General features: G+C 66.9%; 13 protein-coding genes. 7 read left to right on the top strand and 6 right to left on the bottom strand.

Features of this window, described 5'->3' with window-relative positions; translation table 11 throughout:
• On the bottom strand, positions 1–3,117 hold the full coding sequence (gene putA, locus HX774_RS02260) for a bifunctional proline dehydrogenase/L-glutamate gamma-semialdehyde dehydrogenase PutA (RefSeq protein ID WP_178823862.1): 3,117 nt from the start codon (positions 3,115–3,117) through the stop codon (positions 1–3).
• 118 nt (positions 3,118–3,235) lie between these two features.
• On the opposite strand from putA, the gene HX774_RS02255 reads away from it, so the two are divergent.
• A complete protein-coding gene (locus HX774_RS02255) occupies positions 3,236–3,697 on the top strand; it encodes an Lrp/AsnC ligand binding domain-containing protein (protein ID WP_178823860.1) in 462 nt (153 codons plus the stop codon).
• Between the two features lie 6 nt (positions 3,698–3,703).
• On the opposite strand, the gene HX774_RS02250 is transcribed toward HX774_RS02255, so the two are convergent.
• Positions 3,704–4,555: an FkbM family methyltransferase gene (locus HX774_RS02250; RefSeq protein ID WP_178823858.1), complete on the bottom strand. Its 852-nt coding sequence runs from the start codon at positions 4,553–4,555 to the stop codon at positions 3,704–3,706.
• 246 nt (positions 4,556–4,801) lie between these two features.
• On the opposite strand from HX774_RS02250, the gene HX774_RS02245 reads away from it, so the two are divergent.
• A complete protein-coding gene (locus tag HX774_RS02245) occupies positions 4,802–5,887 on the top strand; it encodes a glycosyltransferase family 1 protein (RefSeq protein WP_114818030.1) in 1,086 nt (361 codons plus the stop codon).
• A 200-nt stretch (positions 5,888–6,087) separates the two neighbouring features.
• On the opposite strand, the gene HX774_RS02240 is transcribed toward HX774_RS02245, so the two are convergent.
• The 4 genes from HX774_RS02240 to phnC form a co-directional block, all read right to left on the bottom strand.
• The gene (locus HX774_RS02240; protein WP_114818029.1) at positions 6,088–7,155 is read right to left on the bottom strand and encodes a substrate-binding domain-containing protein; all 1,068 of its coding nucleotides are present in this window, start codon (positions 7,153–7,155) and stop codon (positions 6,088–6,090) included.
• A 109-nt stretch (positions 7,156–7,264) separates the two neighbouring features.
• Positions 7,265–8,008: a phosphonate ABC transporter, permease protein PhnE gene (gene phnE, locus HX774_RS02235; RefSeq protein ID WP_255499916.1), complete on the bottom strand. Its 744-nt coding sequence runs from the start codon at positions 8,006–8,008 to the stop codon at positions 7,265–7,267.
• 80 nt (positions 8,009–8,088) lie between these two features.
• Positions 8,089–9,093, bottom strand: coding sequence for a phosphate/phosphite/phosphonate ABC transporter substrate-binding protein (gene phnD, locus HX774_RS02230; protein ID WP_178823856.1), 1,005 nt, complete (start codon positions 9,091–9,093; stop codon positions 8,089–8,091).
• A complete protein-coding gene (gene phnC, locus HX774_RS02225) occupies positions 9,090–9,887 on the bottom strand; it encodes a phosphonate ABC transporter ATP-binding protein (protein WP_178823854.1) in 798 nt (265 codons plus the stop codon). The genes phnD and phnC overlap by 4 nt, the downstream gene beginning before the upstream one ends.
• A gap of 273 nt (positions 9,888–10,160) precedes the next feature.
• Here phnC and HX774_RS02220 point away from each other — a divergent pair, with 273 nt between their 5' ends.
• The 5 genes from HX774_RS02220 to HX774_RS02200 all read left to right on the top strand — a co-directional run bounded on the left by HX774_RS02220 (position 10,161) and on the right by HX774_RS02200 (position 14,496).
• Positions 10,161–11,423, top strand: a complete 1,263-nt coding sequence (locus tag HX774_RS02220) for a type III PLP-dependent enzyme (RefSeq protein WP_114818026.1) — start codon at positions 10,161–10,163, stop codon at positions 11,421–11,423.
• Between the two features lie 116 nt (positions 11,424–11,539).
• Positions 11,540–12,592, top strand: coding sequence for a deoxyhypusine synthase (locus HX774_RS02215; RefSeq protein ID WP_114818025.1), 1,053 nt, complete (start codon positions 11,540–11,542; stop codon positions 12,590–12,592).
• A 189-nt stretch (positions 12,593–12,781) separates the two neighbouring features.
• The gene (locus HX774_RS02210) at positions 12,782–13,102 is read left to right on the top strand and encodes a ribonuclease (RefSeq protein WP_178823852.1); all 321 of its coding nucleotides are present in this window, start codon (positions 12,782–12,784) and stop codon (positions 13,100–13,102) included.
• Between the two features lie 72 nt (positions 13,103–13,174).
• On the top strand, positions 13,175–13,681 hold the full coding sequence (locus tag HX774_RS02205) for a hypothetical protein (RefSeq protein ID WP_178823850.1): 507 nt from the start codon (positions 13,175–13,177) through the stop codon (positions 13,679–13,681).
• Complete coding sequence (locus tag HX774_RS02200; RefSeq protein WP_178823848.1) at positions 13,681–14,496, top strand: phosphatase PAP2 family protein; 816 nt, start codon at positions 13,681–13,683, stop codon at positions 14,494–14,496. The genes HX774_RS02205 and HX774_RS02200 overlap by 1 nt, the downstream gene beginning before the upstream one ends.
• The last annotated feature ends 204 nt before the right edge of the window (positions 14,497–14,700 follow it).

The following is a 14,700-nucleotide window of genomic DNA, read 5'->3' as shown; positions in this document are numbered from 1 at the left end:
CTACAAATTCAGCAGCGCTGGATCGCCGCCCTGGGCCGCGATGTTGACGCTGATGGCTTTTTCCGCAGCGTAGCGGATGAGGCTGTTGGGGCCGCCAGCTTTCGGACCGGTGCCGCTGAGGCCCTCGCCGCCGAAGGGCTGGACGCCGACGACGGCGCCGATGATCGAGCGGTTGACATAGACGTTGCCGGCCGGGACCAGACGCACGACCTCGTCGGCGAAGGCCTCGATGCGGCTGTGGACGCCCAGGGTCAGGCCGTAGCCGCGCCCGGCCAGCTTGGCGGCGACCGACTTCAGGTCCTTCGAGTCATAGCGATAGACGTGCAGGATCGGGCCGAAGACCTCGCGTTCGAGGAAGTCGGGGGTCGGAATCTCGGCGATGGTCGGGGCGAACAGGTCGCCCTTGTCCGAACCAGCGGCCAGTTCGGCGCGGGCGACGATCTTGGCTTCTTTCGACAGGCGCGCGACGTGGGCTTCCAGGTTGGCGCGGCTCTCGGCGTCGATGACGGGACCGATGTCTGTCTTGGGGTCGGTCGGGTCGCCGATCACCTGGGTCGCCAGCGCGCCCTTCAGGCCTTCGATCAGGGCGTCGGCGGCTTCCTTGGGCGCATAGAGGATGCGCAGGGCCGAGCAGCGCTGACCGGCTGAACCGAAGGCGGACAGGATGACGTCGTCGATGACCTGTTCCTTCAGCGCCGTGGTGTCCACGAACATGGCGTTCAGCCCGCCGGTCTCGGCGATGAAGGGGATGATGGCGCCGGGACGCCCGGCGAGGCCGCGGTTGATGGCGCTGGCGGTGTCGGTGCCCCCGGTGAAGGCCACGCCGTCGACGCCCGGATGGGCGGTCAGGGCCGCGCCGACCACCTCGCCGCGACCGGGGACCAGGGCCAGCAGGTCGGGGGTCAGACCGGCCTTGTAGAAGAGGCGGACGGCCTCGGCGGCGATCAGCGGGGTTTGTTCAGCGGGCTTGGCCACCACGGCGTTGCCGGCGGCCAGAGCCGCAGCGATCTGGCCGGTGAAGATGGCCAGGGGGAAGTTCCACGGGCTGATGGCGGCGAAGACGCCACGGCCATGCAGGACCAGTTGGTTGGTCTCGCCGGTCGGGCCCTTCAGCGTCTGGGCGCCGCCGAAGTCGCGCTCGGCCAGCAGGGCGTAGTAGCGGCAGAAGTCAGCGGCTTCGCGCACCTCGGCCACGCCGTCGTTCAGCGTCTTGCCCGCTTCGCGTGACAGCAGGGCGACCAGGCGGTCCATGTCGGCTTCCAGCACGTCGGCCATGGCGCGCAGGATGGGGGCGCGCCCCGAACCGCCGATGCGGTCCCAGGCGACCTGGGCGTTTCCGGCAGCGGCGACAGCAGCGTCCACGTCCTCGACCGAGGCTTCGGACACATGACCCAGGACCTGCGAGCGGTCAGCGGGGTTGGTCACGTCCTGCGGATTGATCCCGGCGCGCAGCTTGCCGCCGATGATCGGGCCGGACGTCAGCTTCTCGCTGTCGACGCGCTCCAGGGCCTTGGCGTGGCGCTCACGGTCGGCGGCCTGCGAATAGTCGCGGCCAAGGGAGTTCTGACGATCGCCGTAGATATTCATGGGAACCGGAATCCTGGGGTGGCGGTCGGGCTGGGCCTCGACGGCGGTGATGGGGTCGGCGGCGACAGCGGCCGCAGGAACGCGCTCGTCCAGCAGGGCGTGAACGAAGGAGGAGTTGGCGCCGTTTTCCAGCAGGCGGCGCACCAGATAGGGCAGCAGTTCTTCGTGGCCGCCGACCGGGGCGTAGGCGCGGACGATGACCGTCTCGTCGGCCCAGGCCTCGTGCGCGGCGTCATAGAGGGCCTCGCCCATGCCGTGCAGGCGCTGATGCTCGATGGTCACGTTGCGGTCGCGCGCCATGCGGCGTACGGCGGCCAAGGTGTGGGCGTTGTGGGTGGCGAACTGGGCGTAGATGTAGGGCGAGGCCTCAATCAGCGCCTTGGCGCAAACCAGATAGTTCAGATCGGTCGCCGGCTTGGTGGTGAAGACCGGATAGTCGGTGCGGCCGTTGACCTGGGCCAGCTTGATCTCGGTGTCCCAATAGGCGCCCTTGACCAGACGCACCATCAGGCGACGCCCCGAGGACCTGGCCAGTTCAGCCAGTTTTTGAACCGTCTCGGTCGTGCGCTTCTGATAGGCCTGAACGGCCAGGCCCAGCCCCTTCCAGTCGCCGAGCTCCGGCTCGCGCGCCAACCGCTCCAGCAACTTCAACGACAGGGCCAGACGGTCGGCCTCTTCGGCGTCGATGGTGTAGTTGATGTCGTACTTGGCCGCGATCAGAGCCAGACGCAGGATGCGGGGATAGAGTTCTTCCCAGACGCGGTCTTCCTGCACCGCCTGATAGCGGGGCGACAGGGCCGACAGCTTGACCGAGACGCCGTGGCCGGCTTCGGGCCCCTGGCCCTTGGCGGTCTTGCCCACGGCCTCAATGGCGTCGGCGTAGATTTTTTCATAGCGTTCGGCGTCGGCGACGGTGCGGGCGCCCTCACCCAGCATGTCGAAGCTGCACAGCCAGCCTTCGCGGTCCGACCGCTTCAGCGCCGCCTCGATGGTGCGGCCGACCACGAACTGCTCGCCCATGATCTTGACGGCGGTGGCGACGGCCTGACGGATGACCGGCTCGCCCAGACGACCGGCGATGCGCTTGAGGAAGCCCGACAGGTCAGTCTTGGCCTCATCGTCAGCGTCGACCAGCTTGCCGGTCAGCATCAGGCCCCAGGTCGAGGCGTTGACGAACAGGCTGTCCGACTGACCCAGATGCGAGGCCCAGTCGGCGGAACCGATCTTCTCGGCGATCAGGCGGTCGCGGGTGTCGGCGTCGGGCGTGCGCAGCAGGGCTTCGGCCAGGCACATCAGGGCCAGACCCTCGCGGGTGCCCAGCGAGAACTCTTGCAGGAAGCTCTCGACCACGCCCTGTTTTTTCTGGCTGGCCCGGGCCTGGTCGACCAGGGCGACGGCGTCGCGGAAGACGTCAGCGCGCTCGGCCGTCGTCAGACCGGGCTCAGCCAGCAGCTCGGCCACCACGGCGCGTTCGTCGCGGAACTTGTTCCGGTCCAGATCGTCCCAGTGCTTGAGGTCGGTCGGCGTCATGCATCTCACCCTGGGATCAAACCCTTCGATTTACGGCGTATATGGCGGACTTGGCCGAATGTGCATTGTATGATGGCGGATAGAACCAGAGATCCTTCGGCAATCAGGCTCATTCGCCATGCAAATTCTTGACGATACCGACCGGCGATTGCTGCGCGTTTTGCAGATTGACGGCCGCATCTCCAACGCGGAACTCGCCCGAAGGTGCAATCTGTCGCCCGCCGCTTGCTTCGAGCGGGTCAAGCGGCTGAAGGACCGGAAGGTCATCACCGGCTACGCGGCCTTGATTGACCCGGCGTCGGCGGACCGGGCCCTGCTGATCTTCATCGAGGTGCTGCTGGACCGCACCACGGGCGACGTCTTCGACGCCTTCGCCGACGCCGTGCGTCGCCAGCCCGAGGTGCTGGAGTGCCACATGGTCGCCGGCGGCTTCGACTATCTGATCAAGGCGCGGGTGGCCGACATGGACGCCTATCGCATCTTCCTCGGCGATATCCTGGTGCGGATGCCCGGCGTGCGAGAGACGCGAACCTATGCCGTTCTCGAAGAGGTGAAGTCGACGACGGTCCTGCCGCTTTGAACGGCCCTAAGCCTTGATCGACGGGGCAGGCTGGCTCCTGGAAATGACCAGGTCGCAGGGCGACAGCGTCAGCAGATCGGCCGGAGCCACAGCTTCCATCGCCCCGAGGGTGGTGATCTGCCAGAACGAGAAACCTTGGCCCAGCAGCCAGCCCGCGAACTCTTCGGGATTGGACCGCGAACGCATCTGCACGATATCCCACTCGATACAGAGGACGATATCCGGTTTCTGCAGCAGTTTTTCAGCGCCACGCAGAATCAGAGATTCAGAGCCCTCGGCATCGATACGAACCAGCTTGATGTCGGGCAGGTCGAGATCATCGATGCGGACCGCATCGACTTCGATGACCTCAGTGTCCTGGCCAAGGGCGCAGTCGCCCACGTAAATGTGGCCGCCGCCGCCAAACTGCCGCGACAGACTAAAACGAAGCTGCCCCGACTGATCGCTCACTGCCTGCTGGCGAATGTCGACCCAATCGGCGTAGCCGTTGAAACGGACTGACCTCTTGGCCAAAGCAGCCAGACGCGGATTGGCCTCAAAGCTCGTCACAGAGCCTTGTGAACCGACTTTGTGCGCCATGCCCAATGTATAATAGCCGACGTGGCTGCCGATCTCGAGCACATGATCGCCTGGCTCAATCAGCCCCAGCACCACCTCGCGGGCCCAAGGCTCCCACTGGCCGTGAGCGATGAGATGCGAGCAGACGCTTTCCTCAAGAGGGTCCACATAGATGAAGTGGCCGCTCTTCAGACGCGTGAGCCCAATCCCTTCGCTCAGAAAAAAATATTCGCGAGTGGTCGCCGGCTGGATGGCCGCACGGCGACGTCGCGTCCCAAGGACCAGAGACATCAGATTCATAACAATCTTTCATAGCGACGTTCGCGGGGCCGGCAGCAGACATTGCCGCAGCGCCACGCCCTGCCACCCCTAAAGCAGCCAGATTACCCGTTAGTCCACTTGGCGATGAATGAGCAAGTCTGCAGGCTGGCTCAACGTCGCTCTCCAAGAGGTCACGGGCCTGACCGCTGTAAGCCGTCTCGCCATCGTCATGCGAAGCGGCTAGAACTTCCGGCTCAGCGAAACGGCCCGGGCCCACTCGACTTCATGCGCATTGTTCTGGTCACCGACGCCTGGGAACCCCAGGTCAACGGCGTCGTCCGCACCCTGACCCGCACCGTGGCCGAATGCCGCGCCATGGGCCATGAGGTCGAGGTCATCGAACCCAGCCAATTCAAGACCATCCCCTGCCCCACCTATCCCGAGATCCGGCTGGCGCTGGGCGCCGAAGAAGAGATTCGCGAACGCCTGCGCGCCTTCGAGCCCGAGGCCGTCCACATCGCCACCGAAGGCCCCCTGGGCATCGCCACGCGCCGCATCTGCGTAGAGTGGAAGCTGCCGTTCACGACCAGCTATCACACCAAGTTCCCGGAATATGTCTCGGCCCGTTTCCCGATCCCGGTCCAGGTCGGCTACGCCTATATGAAGTGGTTCCACAAGCCGTCGGGCCGGCTGATGGTGGCGACGCCGACCCTGCGCGACGAACTGGTCGAGCACGGCTTCCGCAACGTCTCGCCGTGGACGCGCGGCGTGGACACTGACCTGTTCCGCCCCGACCTTGAGCCCATCTACAAGGAGATGGGCGGCGACGCCTGGCCCCGTCCCTTCTTCCTCAACGTCGGCCGCGTGGCGGTCGAGAAGAACATCGAGGCCTTCCTCGAACTGGATCTGCCGGGCACCAAGATCGTGGTCGGCGACGGCCCAGCCCGCGCTGAACTGGAAGTGAAATATCCCGAGGCCAAATTCCTCGGCGTCCGTTTCGGCGAGGAACTGGCGCGCTGCTTCGCCGACGCCGACGTCTTCGTCTTCCCCAGCTGGACCGACACCTTCGGCCTGGTGATCCTGGAGGCCATGGGCGCCGGGACGCCTGTCGCGGCCTATCCGGCCCACGGCCCCATCGACATCATCCCCGGCTCCAACGCCGGTATCATCGACGACGACCTGACGACCGCCTGCCTGAAATGCCTGGAGCTGGATCGCAAGGACGTGCGCGCCTACGCCGAGAAGTTCAGTTGGCGCGCCTCGGCCGAGCAGTTCGTCGAGAACCTGCAACCCTATCCCGAACCCGCGCGCGGCCGCTTCTGGCGCCGCCTGCGCCGCATCGCCCGGCTGAGGCGCAGGGCGGCGGCCTGATCTTTTCTTTCTCCCCTTGTGGGAGAAGGTGGCTCGCGCAGCGAGACGGATGAGGGGTCTCACTCCGTCTTGATCGCCTGACGCGCAAAGAAAAGCGCCGCGATCATCCGACCGCGGCGCTCACACCCCTCATCCGAGCACCTTCGGCGCCCACCTTCTCCCACAGGGGGAGAAGGGTACTCTCGACGCTGATCTCGCGCTTAGTTCGGACGGGCCATCGAAGTCATGGCGGCGGCCTTGGCGCGTTCGGCGGTCAGTTGGTCGGCGGGCAGCGGCACCAGGCCGCGGTCCTGCAGGTAGCCGCCGCGGCCGGCGGAGCCTTCGGACATGAACTCCTGCACGAACTGCTCCAGCCCCGGCGTCACGCCGATGTGGGCCTTCTTGACGTAGATGTAGAGGCTGCGGGCCAGCGGATAGGTGCCGTCGGCGATGGTCTCGGCCGAGGGGGCGACGCCGTCGATGGTCTCAGCCTTCACCGTGTCCATGTTCTGCTCCAAGAAGGAGAAGCCGAACACGCCCAGCGAACCCGGCGTGCGGGTCAGGGTCTGGACGATGGCGTTGTCGTTCTCGCCGGAATCGACCCAGACGCCGTCTTCGCGAAGGGTGTGGGTCAGGGTCTCGAACTTGGTCTTGTCGTCCTTGAAGGCGGCGACGGCGGGGATCAGCTCGCCGCCCGGGGCCATGCCGAGTTCCAGGAAGGCGTCGCGTGTGCCCGAGGTGGGCGGCGGGCCATAGACCTGGATACGCTGGTTCGGCAGGGCCTTGTTGACCTGGTTCCAGGTCGTGGCGGGGTTGGCGACGAAGGTTCCGTTCGGGCCGGGAACCTCCTTGGCCAGACCTTCATAGAGGTCGTTCAGCTCGAAGTTGAAGCTGTTGCCGGTGCGGGCCGTGGCGATGACGATGCCGTCGAAGCCGATCTTGATCTCGACGATGTCGGTGACGCCGTTGGCGACGCAGCGGTCGAACTCGCCCTGCTTCATCGGGCGCGAGGCGTTGGCGATGTCGGGGGTCGAGGGGCCGATACCGGCGCAGAAGGCCTGGATGCCGCCGCCGGTGCCCAGGGACTCAACGCGCGGCGCCGAACCGCCCGAGGTGCGGGCGAAGTTCTCGGCCACGCGGGTGGCGAAGGGGAAGACGGTCGAGGAACCGGCGGCCCAGATGCCCGCGCGGGCCTTCTGGCTGCCGGGGGCGCCGCCCTCGTTGTCGCCGCAGGCGGCGAGCGCGACCAGAGCGGCTGCGCAGGCTGTAAACTTCAGGGAACGGATCATTGGCCGGACCTCTCCAGACGTCAGTTGGAGACGCTTAGAGCAGCGAAGTGTGACGGTCCGGCCAGACCTTTGTGACAGTCAGGGCAAACTTGCCCCGACCGGATATCGTTTACAGCAGGCGCTTGCGCATAACCTGAGACAGGCTGTCGATCAGGGTCACGGCGATGACCACGATGATGACGATGGCCGAGACGGCGCGGAAGTCGAAGGCGTTCATGCTGTCGAACAGCACCTGACCGATGCCGCCGGCGCCGATCAGACCGAGGACCGTGGCCGAACGGCTGTTGGACTCGAAACGATAGAGGGCGAACGAGGTCCACAGCGGCGCCACCTGAGGGATCACGCCCCAGACGATCTCGTGCAGCTTGGACGCGCCGGTGGCGCGCACACCCTCGACCGGGCCCTTGTCGATCGACTCGACGGCTTCCGAGAACAGCTTGGCCAGAACGCCGGCCGTGTTCAGGGTGATGGCGAGAACGCCGGCCAGGGGGCCGAGACCCACGGCGGTGACGAACAGCAGGCCGATGACCAGATCGGGCACCGAACGCAGCAGGTTCATGACCCAGCGCACCGGCGTCACGACCCAGGCGGGGGCCATGTTGCGCGCAGCGGCAAGCCCCAGGGGAATGCCGACCAGCACGGCCAGGAAGGTGCCCCACAGGGCGATCTGCACCGTCTCCCACATCTTGGCGACGAACATCTTCCAGTCGGAGAAGTCCGGGCGCAACAGGTCGTGAACGAACAGGCTGGTGCTCTCATTGCCCGAGAAGAGGCGCGAGATATTGCCCAGATCGACAGCGTCGACGCTGTAGAGCAGGACGGCGATCACGCCGCCCCAGACCAGAATGTCCATCGCCCAGGAGACGGCGGACTTTTGCGGCGCGGCCGGAACCGCGCCCGCCGTCGAAGAGGGCGTCGTCAGCGGAGCGGCGGTCAAGGCTGGACCTCACGCAGGCTGCGCAAACGCTGAAGCTCGGCGGTCGCAGCAGCGACGGCGGCCTTGTCGCCCTTGGCCTCGGCGTCGCCGCGCTTCTGGTCGGCGATCATTTCGCGGATCGGGTTCAGGTAGCTGTCGTCGGCGGCGGCGAAGCGCGAATATTCCAGTCCGGCCAGAACCTTGCGCTGACGCTCGGCTTCCGGGCCGTCGCCCTGGCCATAGGTCAGGAAGAAGCTGCGGATCTTTTCCTTCAGCGCCGGGTCCAGGTCCTCGCGCACGACGATGCCGCTTTCCGGGATGGGCGGCGAGACCCAGATCTCTTCGATCTGATCGGCCAGCTGCGGATTTTCGCGGCGGATGAAGATGGTGTTGACGCTGTTCGAGGTCGCCACGTCGATCACGCCCGTGGCCACGCCGAAGGCGTTGGCCTGATGGTTGGCCGAGCGCACCGTCTTGAAGCACTGCGACGGCACGACGCCGCGCGCGTTGAACAGGAAGGTCATGGGCGCCAGGGTGCCCGAGGTCGACTGGGCGTCGCCGATGCCGAAATTATACTGCTTGCCGCAGGCCAGGACCTTGTCGAGCGTGATGCCCGAGCCCTTCTTGACGATCAGGGTCGACTGATAGCTGTCCAGCCCTTCACGGTTGACCGTGCGGGCGATGACCTCGGCCTTGGCGCGGTCAATGGCCTCGACCTCAGGCTTGGCCGAGAACCAGCCCACCTGGGTGTGGTTGCCGCGCATGGCCTCGACCAGAACCGTGTAGTTCGAGCCGAAATAGGGCTTCACCGGCACGCCGATGGCCTTGGACATGTCGTCCAGCAGCGGCTGCCACAGCGGGCCGGACGAGGCCTGCCCCTCGGCGGACAGGATCGAGAAGGTGATCTCGGTCGGGGCGGCGCCGGGCGCCTTGTCTTCACCCTTGCCGCAGGCGGCGAGGCCCAGGCTCAGGGAGACGGCGGCGACGCCCAGAAGGCGGCGGGTGATGGCGGTGCGGGTCATGCCTTGGCTTCCCAGAACGCGTCCTCGTACTCAGGACCGTAAATTTCGATCAGGCGCTTGGAGTCCAGGCCGGTCGAAGGACCGTCATAGACCACCTTGCCCTTCTGCAGGGCGATGACGCGGTCGCAGTAGCGAATGGCGTAGTCGACCTGGTGCAGGGTGACGATCACGCCCATGCCGTCGCGCTTGTTCAGCTCGACCAGCAGTTCCATGACCTTGCGGGCCGACACCGGGTCCAGCGAGGCGACCGGCTCGTCGGCCAGGATGGCTTGCGCGCCCTGGACGATGGCGCGAGCGATGGCGCCGCGCTGCTGCTGACCGCCCGACAGGGTGTTGGCGCGCTGGGCGGCGTATTCGGACACGCCGACGCGGTGCAGGGCCGCCATGGCCCGCTCGCGATCCGTCTTGGGCCAGACGCCGAAGACGCCCCGCCAGCCGGGCAGACGCCCGAGGGCGCCCAGCATGACATTGGAGAAGAGCGACAGACGCCCCACCAGATTGAACTGCTGGAAGATCATGCCCAGCTTGCCGCGCGCCTTGCGCACGGCGCCGGTGATGCGGCCGTTCTGCTGAACGGTTTCGCCGAACACCTGAATCGTCCCCTTGCCGGGGTCGATCGGATGCAGCCCTGTAATAGAGCGCAGCAGGGTGGACTTGCCCGAACCGGACGGTCCGATCAGGGCGACCATCTCGCCGGCGGCCACTTCGACGGACACGCCGTCGAGCGCCTTTCGGGCTCCGTAGGTCTTCGACACATCCCGTACGGACGCGACGGCGGCGGTTGAAGGATTCATGAACCCGTGGGTGGCGGTTACAACAGGGGGCGCCGCATGACGCGCCACGCGCGTTTCGACAAGTCTTAATGGCATGCCTGCGTCGTTTTCGTCCAGTGCGGGGGCAGGATGGCGGCCCTTTCCGCCCTTTCCCCTGTGGATCGCGTCACGAAATTACCGCTTTACATGACAGTCCGACATCCTTACATCGCGCGTTCCGGCGGACCCCGTGGTCTAACCGTTAAGCGCTGCTAACGCCGGTCTGGGTTAACAATTAGCAGGGGGCTACGTGAATTGCGCACGTACCAATTTCCCCTGGACCTGGTCCGCGAGCGGTCCCCTGAACGTCCCGTCGCACTCGTGCGGCCGCGTTCAGTTTCCGTAGCGGCGCGCTGGTTCCAGGATAATCTAAAAGCCGACGTCTTCTATGCTGTGAAGGCGAACCCTTCGCGCTGGGTCATCGAGACCTTGGTGGAACAGGGCGTCAACGCCTTCGACGTCGCGTCTCTGGCCGAGATCGAGCTGGTTCGCTCGGTCAGCCCGAACGCGCGCCTGGCCTTCATGCACCCGGTCAAGAGCCGGGGCGCGATCCGTGCTGCCTATGCCGATCACGGCGTGCGCACCTTCGTGCTCGACAGCCATGACGAGCTGCAGAAGATCCTCGAGGTCACTGATAACGCCGACGACCTGAACCTGGTCGTTCGCATGTCCGTCTCGGCGGACGGCGCGGCCTATTCCCTGTCGGGCAAGTTCGGCGTCTCGCCGGATCAGGCCCCCGCCCTGCTGCTGGCCGTGCGCCAGGCGGTGCAGGACGGCCTGATGGGCGTGTCCTTCCACGTCGGTTCGCAGTGCATGCGTCCGTCGGCCTATGAAGCCGCGATGACCCAGGTCGGTCGCGCCATCAAGAAGGCCGGCGTCTTCGTCGACATCGTCGACGTCGGCGGCGGCTTCCCTTCGGTCTATCCGGGCATGGTCCCGCCGGACCTGAGCGAATACGCCGACGCCATCCATCGCGGCTTCAACGAGATGCCGGTTTCCGAAACGACCGAGCTGTGGTGCGAACCCGGCCGGGCGCTGGTGGCCGAAAGCTCGTCGGTGCTGTGCCGCGTGGACCTGCGCAAGGGCGACGCACTTTATCTGAACGACGGGTCCTACGGCTCGCTGTTCGACGCCACCCACTCGCGCTGGCCGTTCCCGACCAAACTGGTTCGGGATGCGGACGCCTCGTCGGAGCTGAAGCCCTTCCGCTTCTACGGCCCGACCTGCGACAGCATCGACCACATGCCAGGCCCGTTCTGGCTGCCGGCCGATGTGCAGGAAGGCGACTTCATCGAGATCGGCATGCTCGGCGCCTATGGCGTGGCCATGACGACCGGCTTCAACGGCTATGGCGAGCACGACATCGCCGTGGTCGAGGACGCCCCGATGGGCTCGATGTACGGCCTGGCCCCGCGCTCCATCCCGACCGTGCGCACCACGGCCGAGGAAACCGCGCGCAAGATCGTCCGCCTGTCGCGCCCCAAGGGCAAGGCCGGCGTGCGCAAGCGCAAGCGCTGATCGTCTGAGCCAAAACCGTCTTCGGACGTTGATATGATCTGCAGCGGCCCGTCGCTCCGTCCGGGCCGCTGCCTCTTCTTGGCGACGGGCGCTCAAATCCAGGGTTAACCTCCGAAATGAACGCTCCCGCTCAAAGCAACGCGAAAGCGCAGCTGCTGCAGAACACCGTCGAACATGTCGACATGACCAGCTTCGACGCGCGCCCGATCATCGACAGCATGCGCAAGATGTCCTTCAGCAGCCGGGATACCGCCCGCGCCGCCGACATCTTCTCCATGGCCATCGAGGACAAGGACTGCTCGCCCTGGCTGATCCTGGCCGGTTCGACCTCGGCTGGGGGCTGCATGCACGTCTACCGCGACATGGTGAAGTTCGGCATGGTCGACGCCATCGTCGCCACCGGCGCCTCGATCGTGGACATGGATTTCTTCGAGGCCTTGGGCTTCAAGCACTATCAGGCCGCCGGCGAGGTGGACGACAACGTCCTGCGCGAAAACTACATCGACCGGATCTACGACACCTATATCGACGAGGAAGAGCTCCAGGCATGCGACCACACCATCCTGGAGATCGCCAACCGGCTGGAGCCGCGCGGCTACTCCAGCCGTGAGTTCATCTGGGAGATGGGCAAGTGGCTGTCGGAGGGCAACGCCAAGAAGCCCGGCTCGCTGATCCAGACCGCCTATGAAGAAGGCGTGCCGATCTTCTGCCCGGCCTTCGTCGACTCGTCCGCCGGCTTCGGCCTGGTCAAGCACCAGAAGGAGCGCGCCGCGGCTGGCCTGCCCTATCTGATGCTGGACGCCATCGCCGACTTCCGCGAACTGACCGACATCAAGATCGCCGCCGGCGTGACCGGCCTGTTCATGGTCGGCGGCGGCGTGCCCAAGAACTTCGCCCAGGACACCGTCGTCTGCGCCGAGATCCTGGGCGTGGAGGCCGAGATGCACCGCTATGCGGTTCAGATCACGGTCGCCGACGTCCGCGACGGCGCCTGCTCGTCCTCGACGCTGAAAGAGGCCGCCTCCTGGGGCAAGGTCCAGACCACCCACGAACAGATGGTCTTCGCCGAGGCCACGACCGTGGTGCCGCTGATCGGCTCGGACGCCTATCACAGGGGCGCGTGGAAGACCCGCGAGAAGCGCCGCTGGAACAAGCTCTTCGGGAAGTAATAACATTCTTGTTGGCCGCGATCAGAAGGCTCCGCCTTCTCGACCCGACGCGGCCTGACCCGCCTTAAGAAGCGCGAAGCGCGCCAGGCGCAAAAAGAATGAGGGCCGGCGGAGAAATCCGTCGGCCTTTTTCTTTGGGGGAACCATCGCCCCACCGCGCCGCGTTGTTCCTGCAACAAGGAGACGACGATGGCCGATCCCAAGACCGATACCGAAGAAGCCCGTGAAGCCGCCGCCATGGGCGAAAAGCCCGATCTGGGCCACACGGAAGACGCCTTGAAGAAGGCGCTGGAGGGCAGCGACATGGGCTCCGACACCCGCGCCGGATCGCTGCGCGGCGGTTCGGCCTCGGGCTCGGACATCGACCCGGATCAGGATGTGATCAACGAAGCCCTGGCCGCCGAAGGGCTTCGGTCCAAGGAGGAGGGCTCCAAACCGGCGGGCGGCCCCGCCGAGGCGCGCAAGTCCACGGGCCAGCCCGGCGACGATGTGGACGCCCCAACAGGTTGAACCGCCTTGCTGCCGCCGCACGGATGGGCCACGGTGTTCATCAAGTTGAACAGTCTCAAGGACGTAGGCGGGATGAAGCGTAGCGTGGCAGCCGTCGCCGTGGCCCTCACGGTCGGCCTTATCGGGTGCGACGATCGTAGCGAAGCTGCGCCGGAACCCAGCCCGCCTGCGCCCGCTGACGCCCCCGCGGCCGCAGCAGCGCCGTCCCTAGCCGAAGCTTCTCCGTCCGAAGCCGTCCCCGCGCCTGCTGGCGCGGGGACGATCGACGGCGCCCCGGCCTTCGCCGCCCTCTATCCCGGCGCCCAGGCGGACGGCCCCGCCACCGTCGCCACCGGCCCGACCGGCCCCGGCGGCCTGATCACCTTCACGACCGAGGCCGCCCCCGAGGCCGTCGTCGCCTTCTATCGCCAGCGCGCCGAGGCCGCCGGCCTGGCCCCCGTCATGGCCATGAACCAGGGCGAGGCTCGGGCCTATGGCGCAGCCGCGCGCAAGGCGGACGGCCCCACGCTGCAAGTCGTGGCTTCGCCCGGAGAGGACGGACTGACCTCGGTGCAACTGACCTGGAGCGCCGGCGCCTGATGCCCAGGGCGACCGCTGGCCTGATCGCCGTCGCCGCCCTGCTCTCGGCCTGCGCCGGCACTCCCGCCGCCCTGCGCCCCCAGGCGGTTCAAGCTGCAGCGCCTGAAGCCAAGGGCTATCTGAGCGGCGCCTTGATTCAGGCTCTGGCCGACGCCACGCCGCCGCCGCCCGTCGTCGGTTCATCGACCGATCTGGCCGACAAGGCCCGCTCAAGCCAATTCAGGACGCTGGAGGACAGCGACCGCTGGCTGTTGGCCACCGCCCACGCCGAACTGCGCCCGCCGCTGGCCCTACAGCATTTTGACTGCGCGCTCGGCGTGCGGTTGGGGTCGGCGACGGCGCCGAACCTGAACAAACTGATGCAGCGGCTGTTCGACGATTCAGACGCGGCGGCTGAACGGGTCAAGGCGCGCGGCTTCCGCGCCCGGCCCGTCGGCGACGACGCCGAGCGCCGTTCCTGCCAGCGTGTGACCGAGGCGGGCCGCAAGAGCGCTTCCTACCCCTCCGGCAGCTCGACGGTGGCCACCGTCTATGGCGAGGCCTTCGCCGCCCTGGACCCGCAACGCGCGACCGAGGCCCGCCGCATCGCCCATGAGATGGGCCTGAGCCGACTGGTCTGCGGCATGCACTATCCCAGCGACGTCGCCGCCGGCGAGGTTCTGGGCAAGGCGGTGTTCGAGGCTGCGTCCGCAACGCCCGGTTTCGACGCTGATCTGGCCGCCGCCCGCGCTGAACTGACCGCCATCCGGGCCACCGGCCTGACCAGCCCCGGCTGCGCCGCCGAGCGCCGGGCCCTGGCCACGCCCCTGCCCTGATGACCGCCTGGCTGGCGGCGCTGCTGTTGACCGCGGCCCCTGACACCGGGAGCGTGGGCGCCTGGGCCCTGCCCGCCGCCCGCCCCTGCACCACCCGCCGAGGCGACGGCGCCCTATCGCCTGACCTGCCGCGCGGTGCTGACGCCCGGCCAGAGCATCGGCCGCTCCCTGCTGATCGAGGGCGCCGAGGCCTCCGGCGCGGGA

This window comes from Brevundimonas sp. P7753 (genome assembly GCF_013386595.1).
Lineage (GTDB): Bacteria > Pseudomonadota > Alphaproteobacteria > Caulobacterales > Caulobacteraceae > Brevundimonas > Brevundimonas bullata.
Note: the sequence above shows the minus strand (reverse complement) of the source record. Positions and strands in the feature narration are given on the sequence as shown.

Excerpts from the sequence above, each read along its gene's own strand:
- putA (WP_178823862.1), bottom strand. The coding sequence starts at position 3,117 with ATGACGCCGACCGACCTCAAGCACTGGGACGATCTGGACCGGAACAAG.
- HX774_RS02255 (WP_178823860.1), top strand. The coding sequence starts at position 3,236 with ATGCAAATTCTTGACGATACCGACCGGCGATTGCTGCGCGTTTTGCAG.
- HX774_RS02250 (WP_178823858.1), bottom strand. The coding sequence starts at position 4,555 with ATGAATCTGATGTCTCTGGTCCTTGGGACGCGACGTCGCCGTGCGGCC.
- HX774_RS02245 (WP_114818030.1), top strand. The coding sequence starts at position 4,802 with ATGCGCATTGTTCTGGTCACCGACGCCTGGGAACCCCAGGTCAACGGC.
- HX774_RS02240 (WP_114818029.1), bottom strand. The coding sequence starts at position 7,155 with ATGATCCGTTCCCTGAAGTTTACAGCCTGCGCAGCCGCTCTGGTCGCG.
- phnE (WP_255499916.1), bottom strand. The coding sequence starts at position 8,008 with ATGGACATTCTGGTCTGGGGCGGCGTGATCGCCGTCCTGCTCTACAGC.
- phnD (WP_178823856.1), bottom strand. The coding sequence starts at position 9,093 with ATGACCCGCACCGCCATCACCCGCCGCCTTCTGGGCGTCGCCGCCGTC.
- phnC (WP_178823854.1), bottom strand. The coding sequence starts at position 9,887 with ATGAATCCTTCAACCGCCGCCGTCGCGTCCGTACGGGATGTGTCGAAG.
- HX774_RS02215 (WP_114818025.1), top strand. The coding sequence starts at position 11,540 with ATGAACGCTCCCGCTCAAAGCAACGCGAAAGCGCAGCTGCTGCAGAAC.
- HX774_RS02210 (WP_178823852.1), top strand. The coding sequence starts at position 12,782 with ATGGCCGATCCCAAGACCGATACCGAAGAAGCCCGTGAAGCCGCCGCC.
- HX774_RS02205 (WP_178823850.1), top strand. The coding sequence starts at position 13,175 with ATGAAGCGTAGCGTGGCAGCCGTCGCCGTGGCCCTCACGGTCGGCCTT.
- HX774_RS02200 (WP_178823848.1), top strand. The coding sequence starts at position 13,681 with ATGCCCAGGGCGACCGCTGGCCTGATCGCCGTCGCCGCCCTGCTCTCG.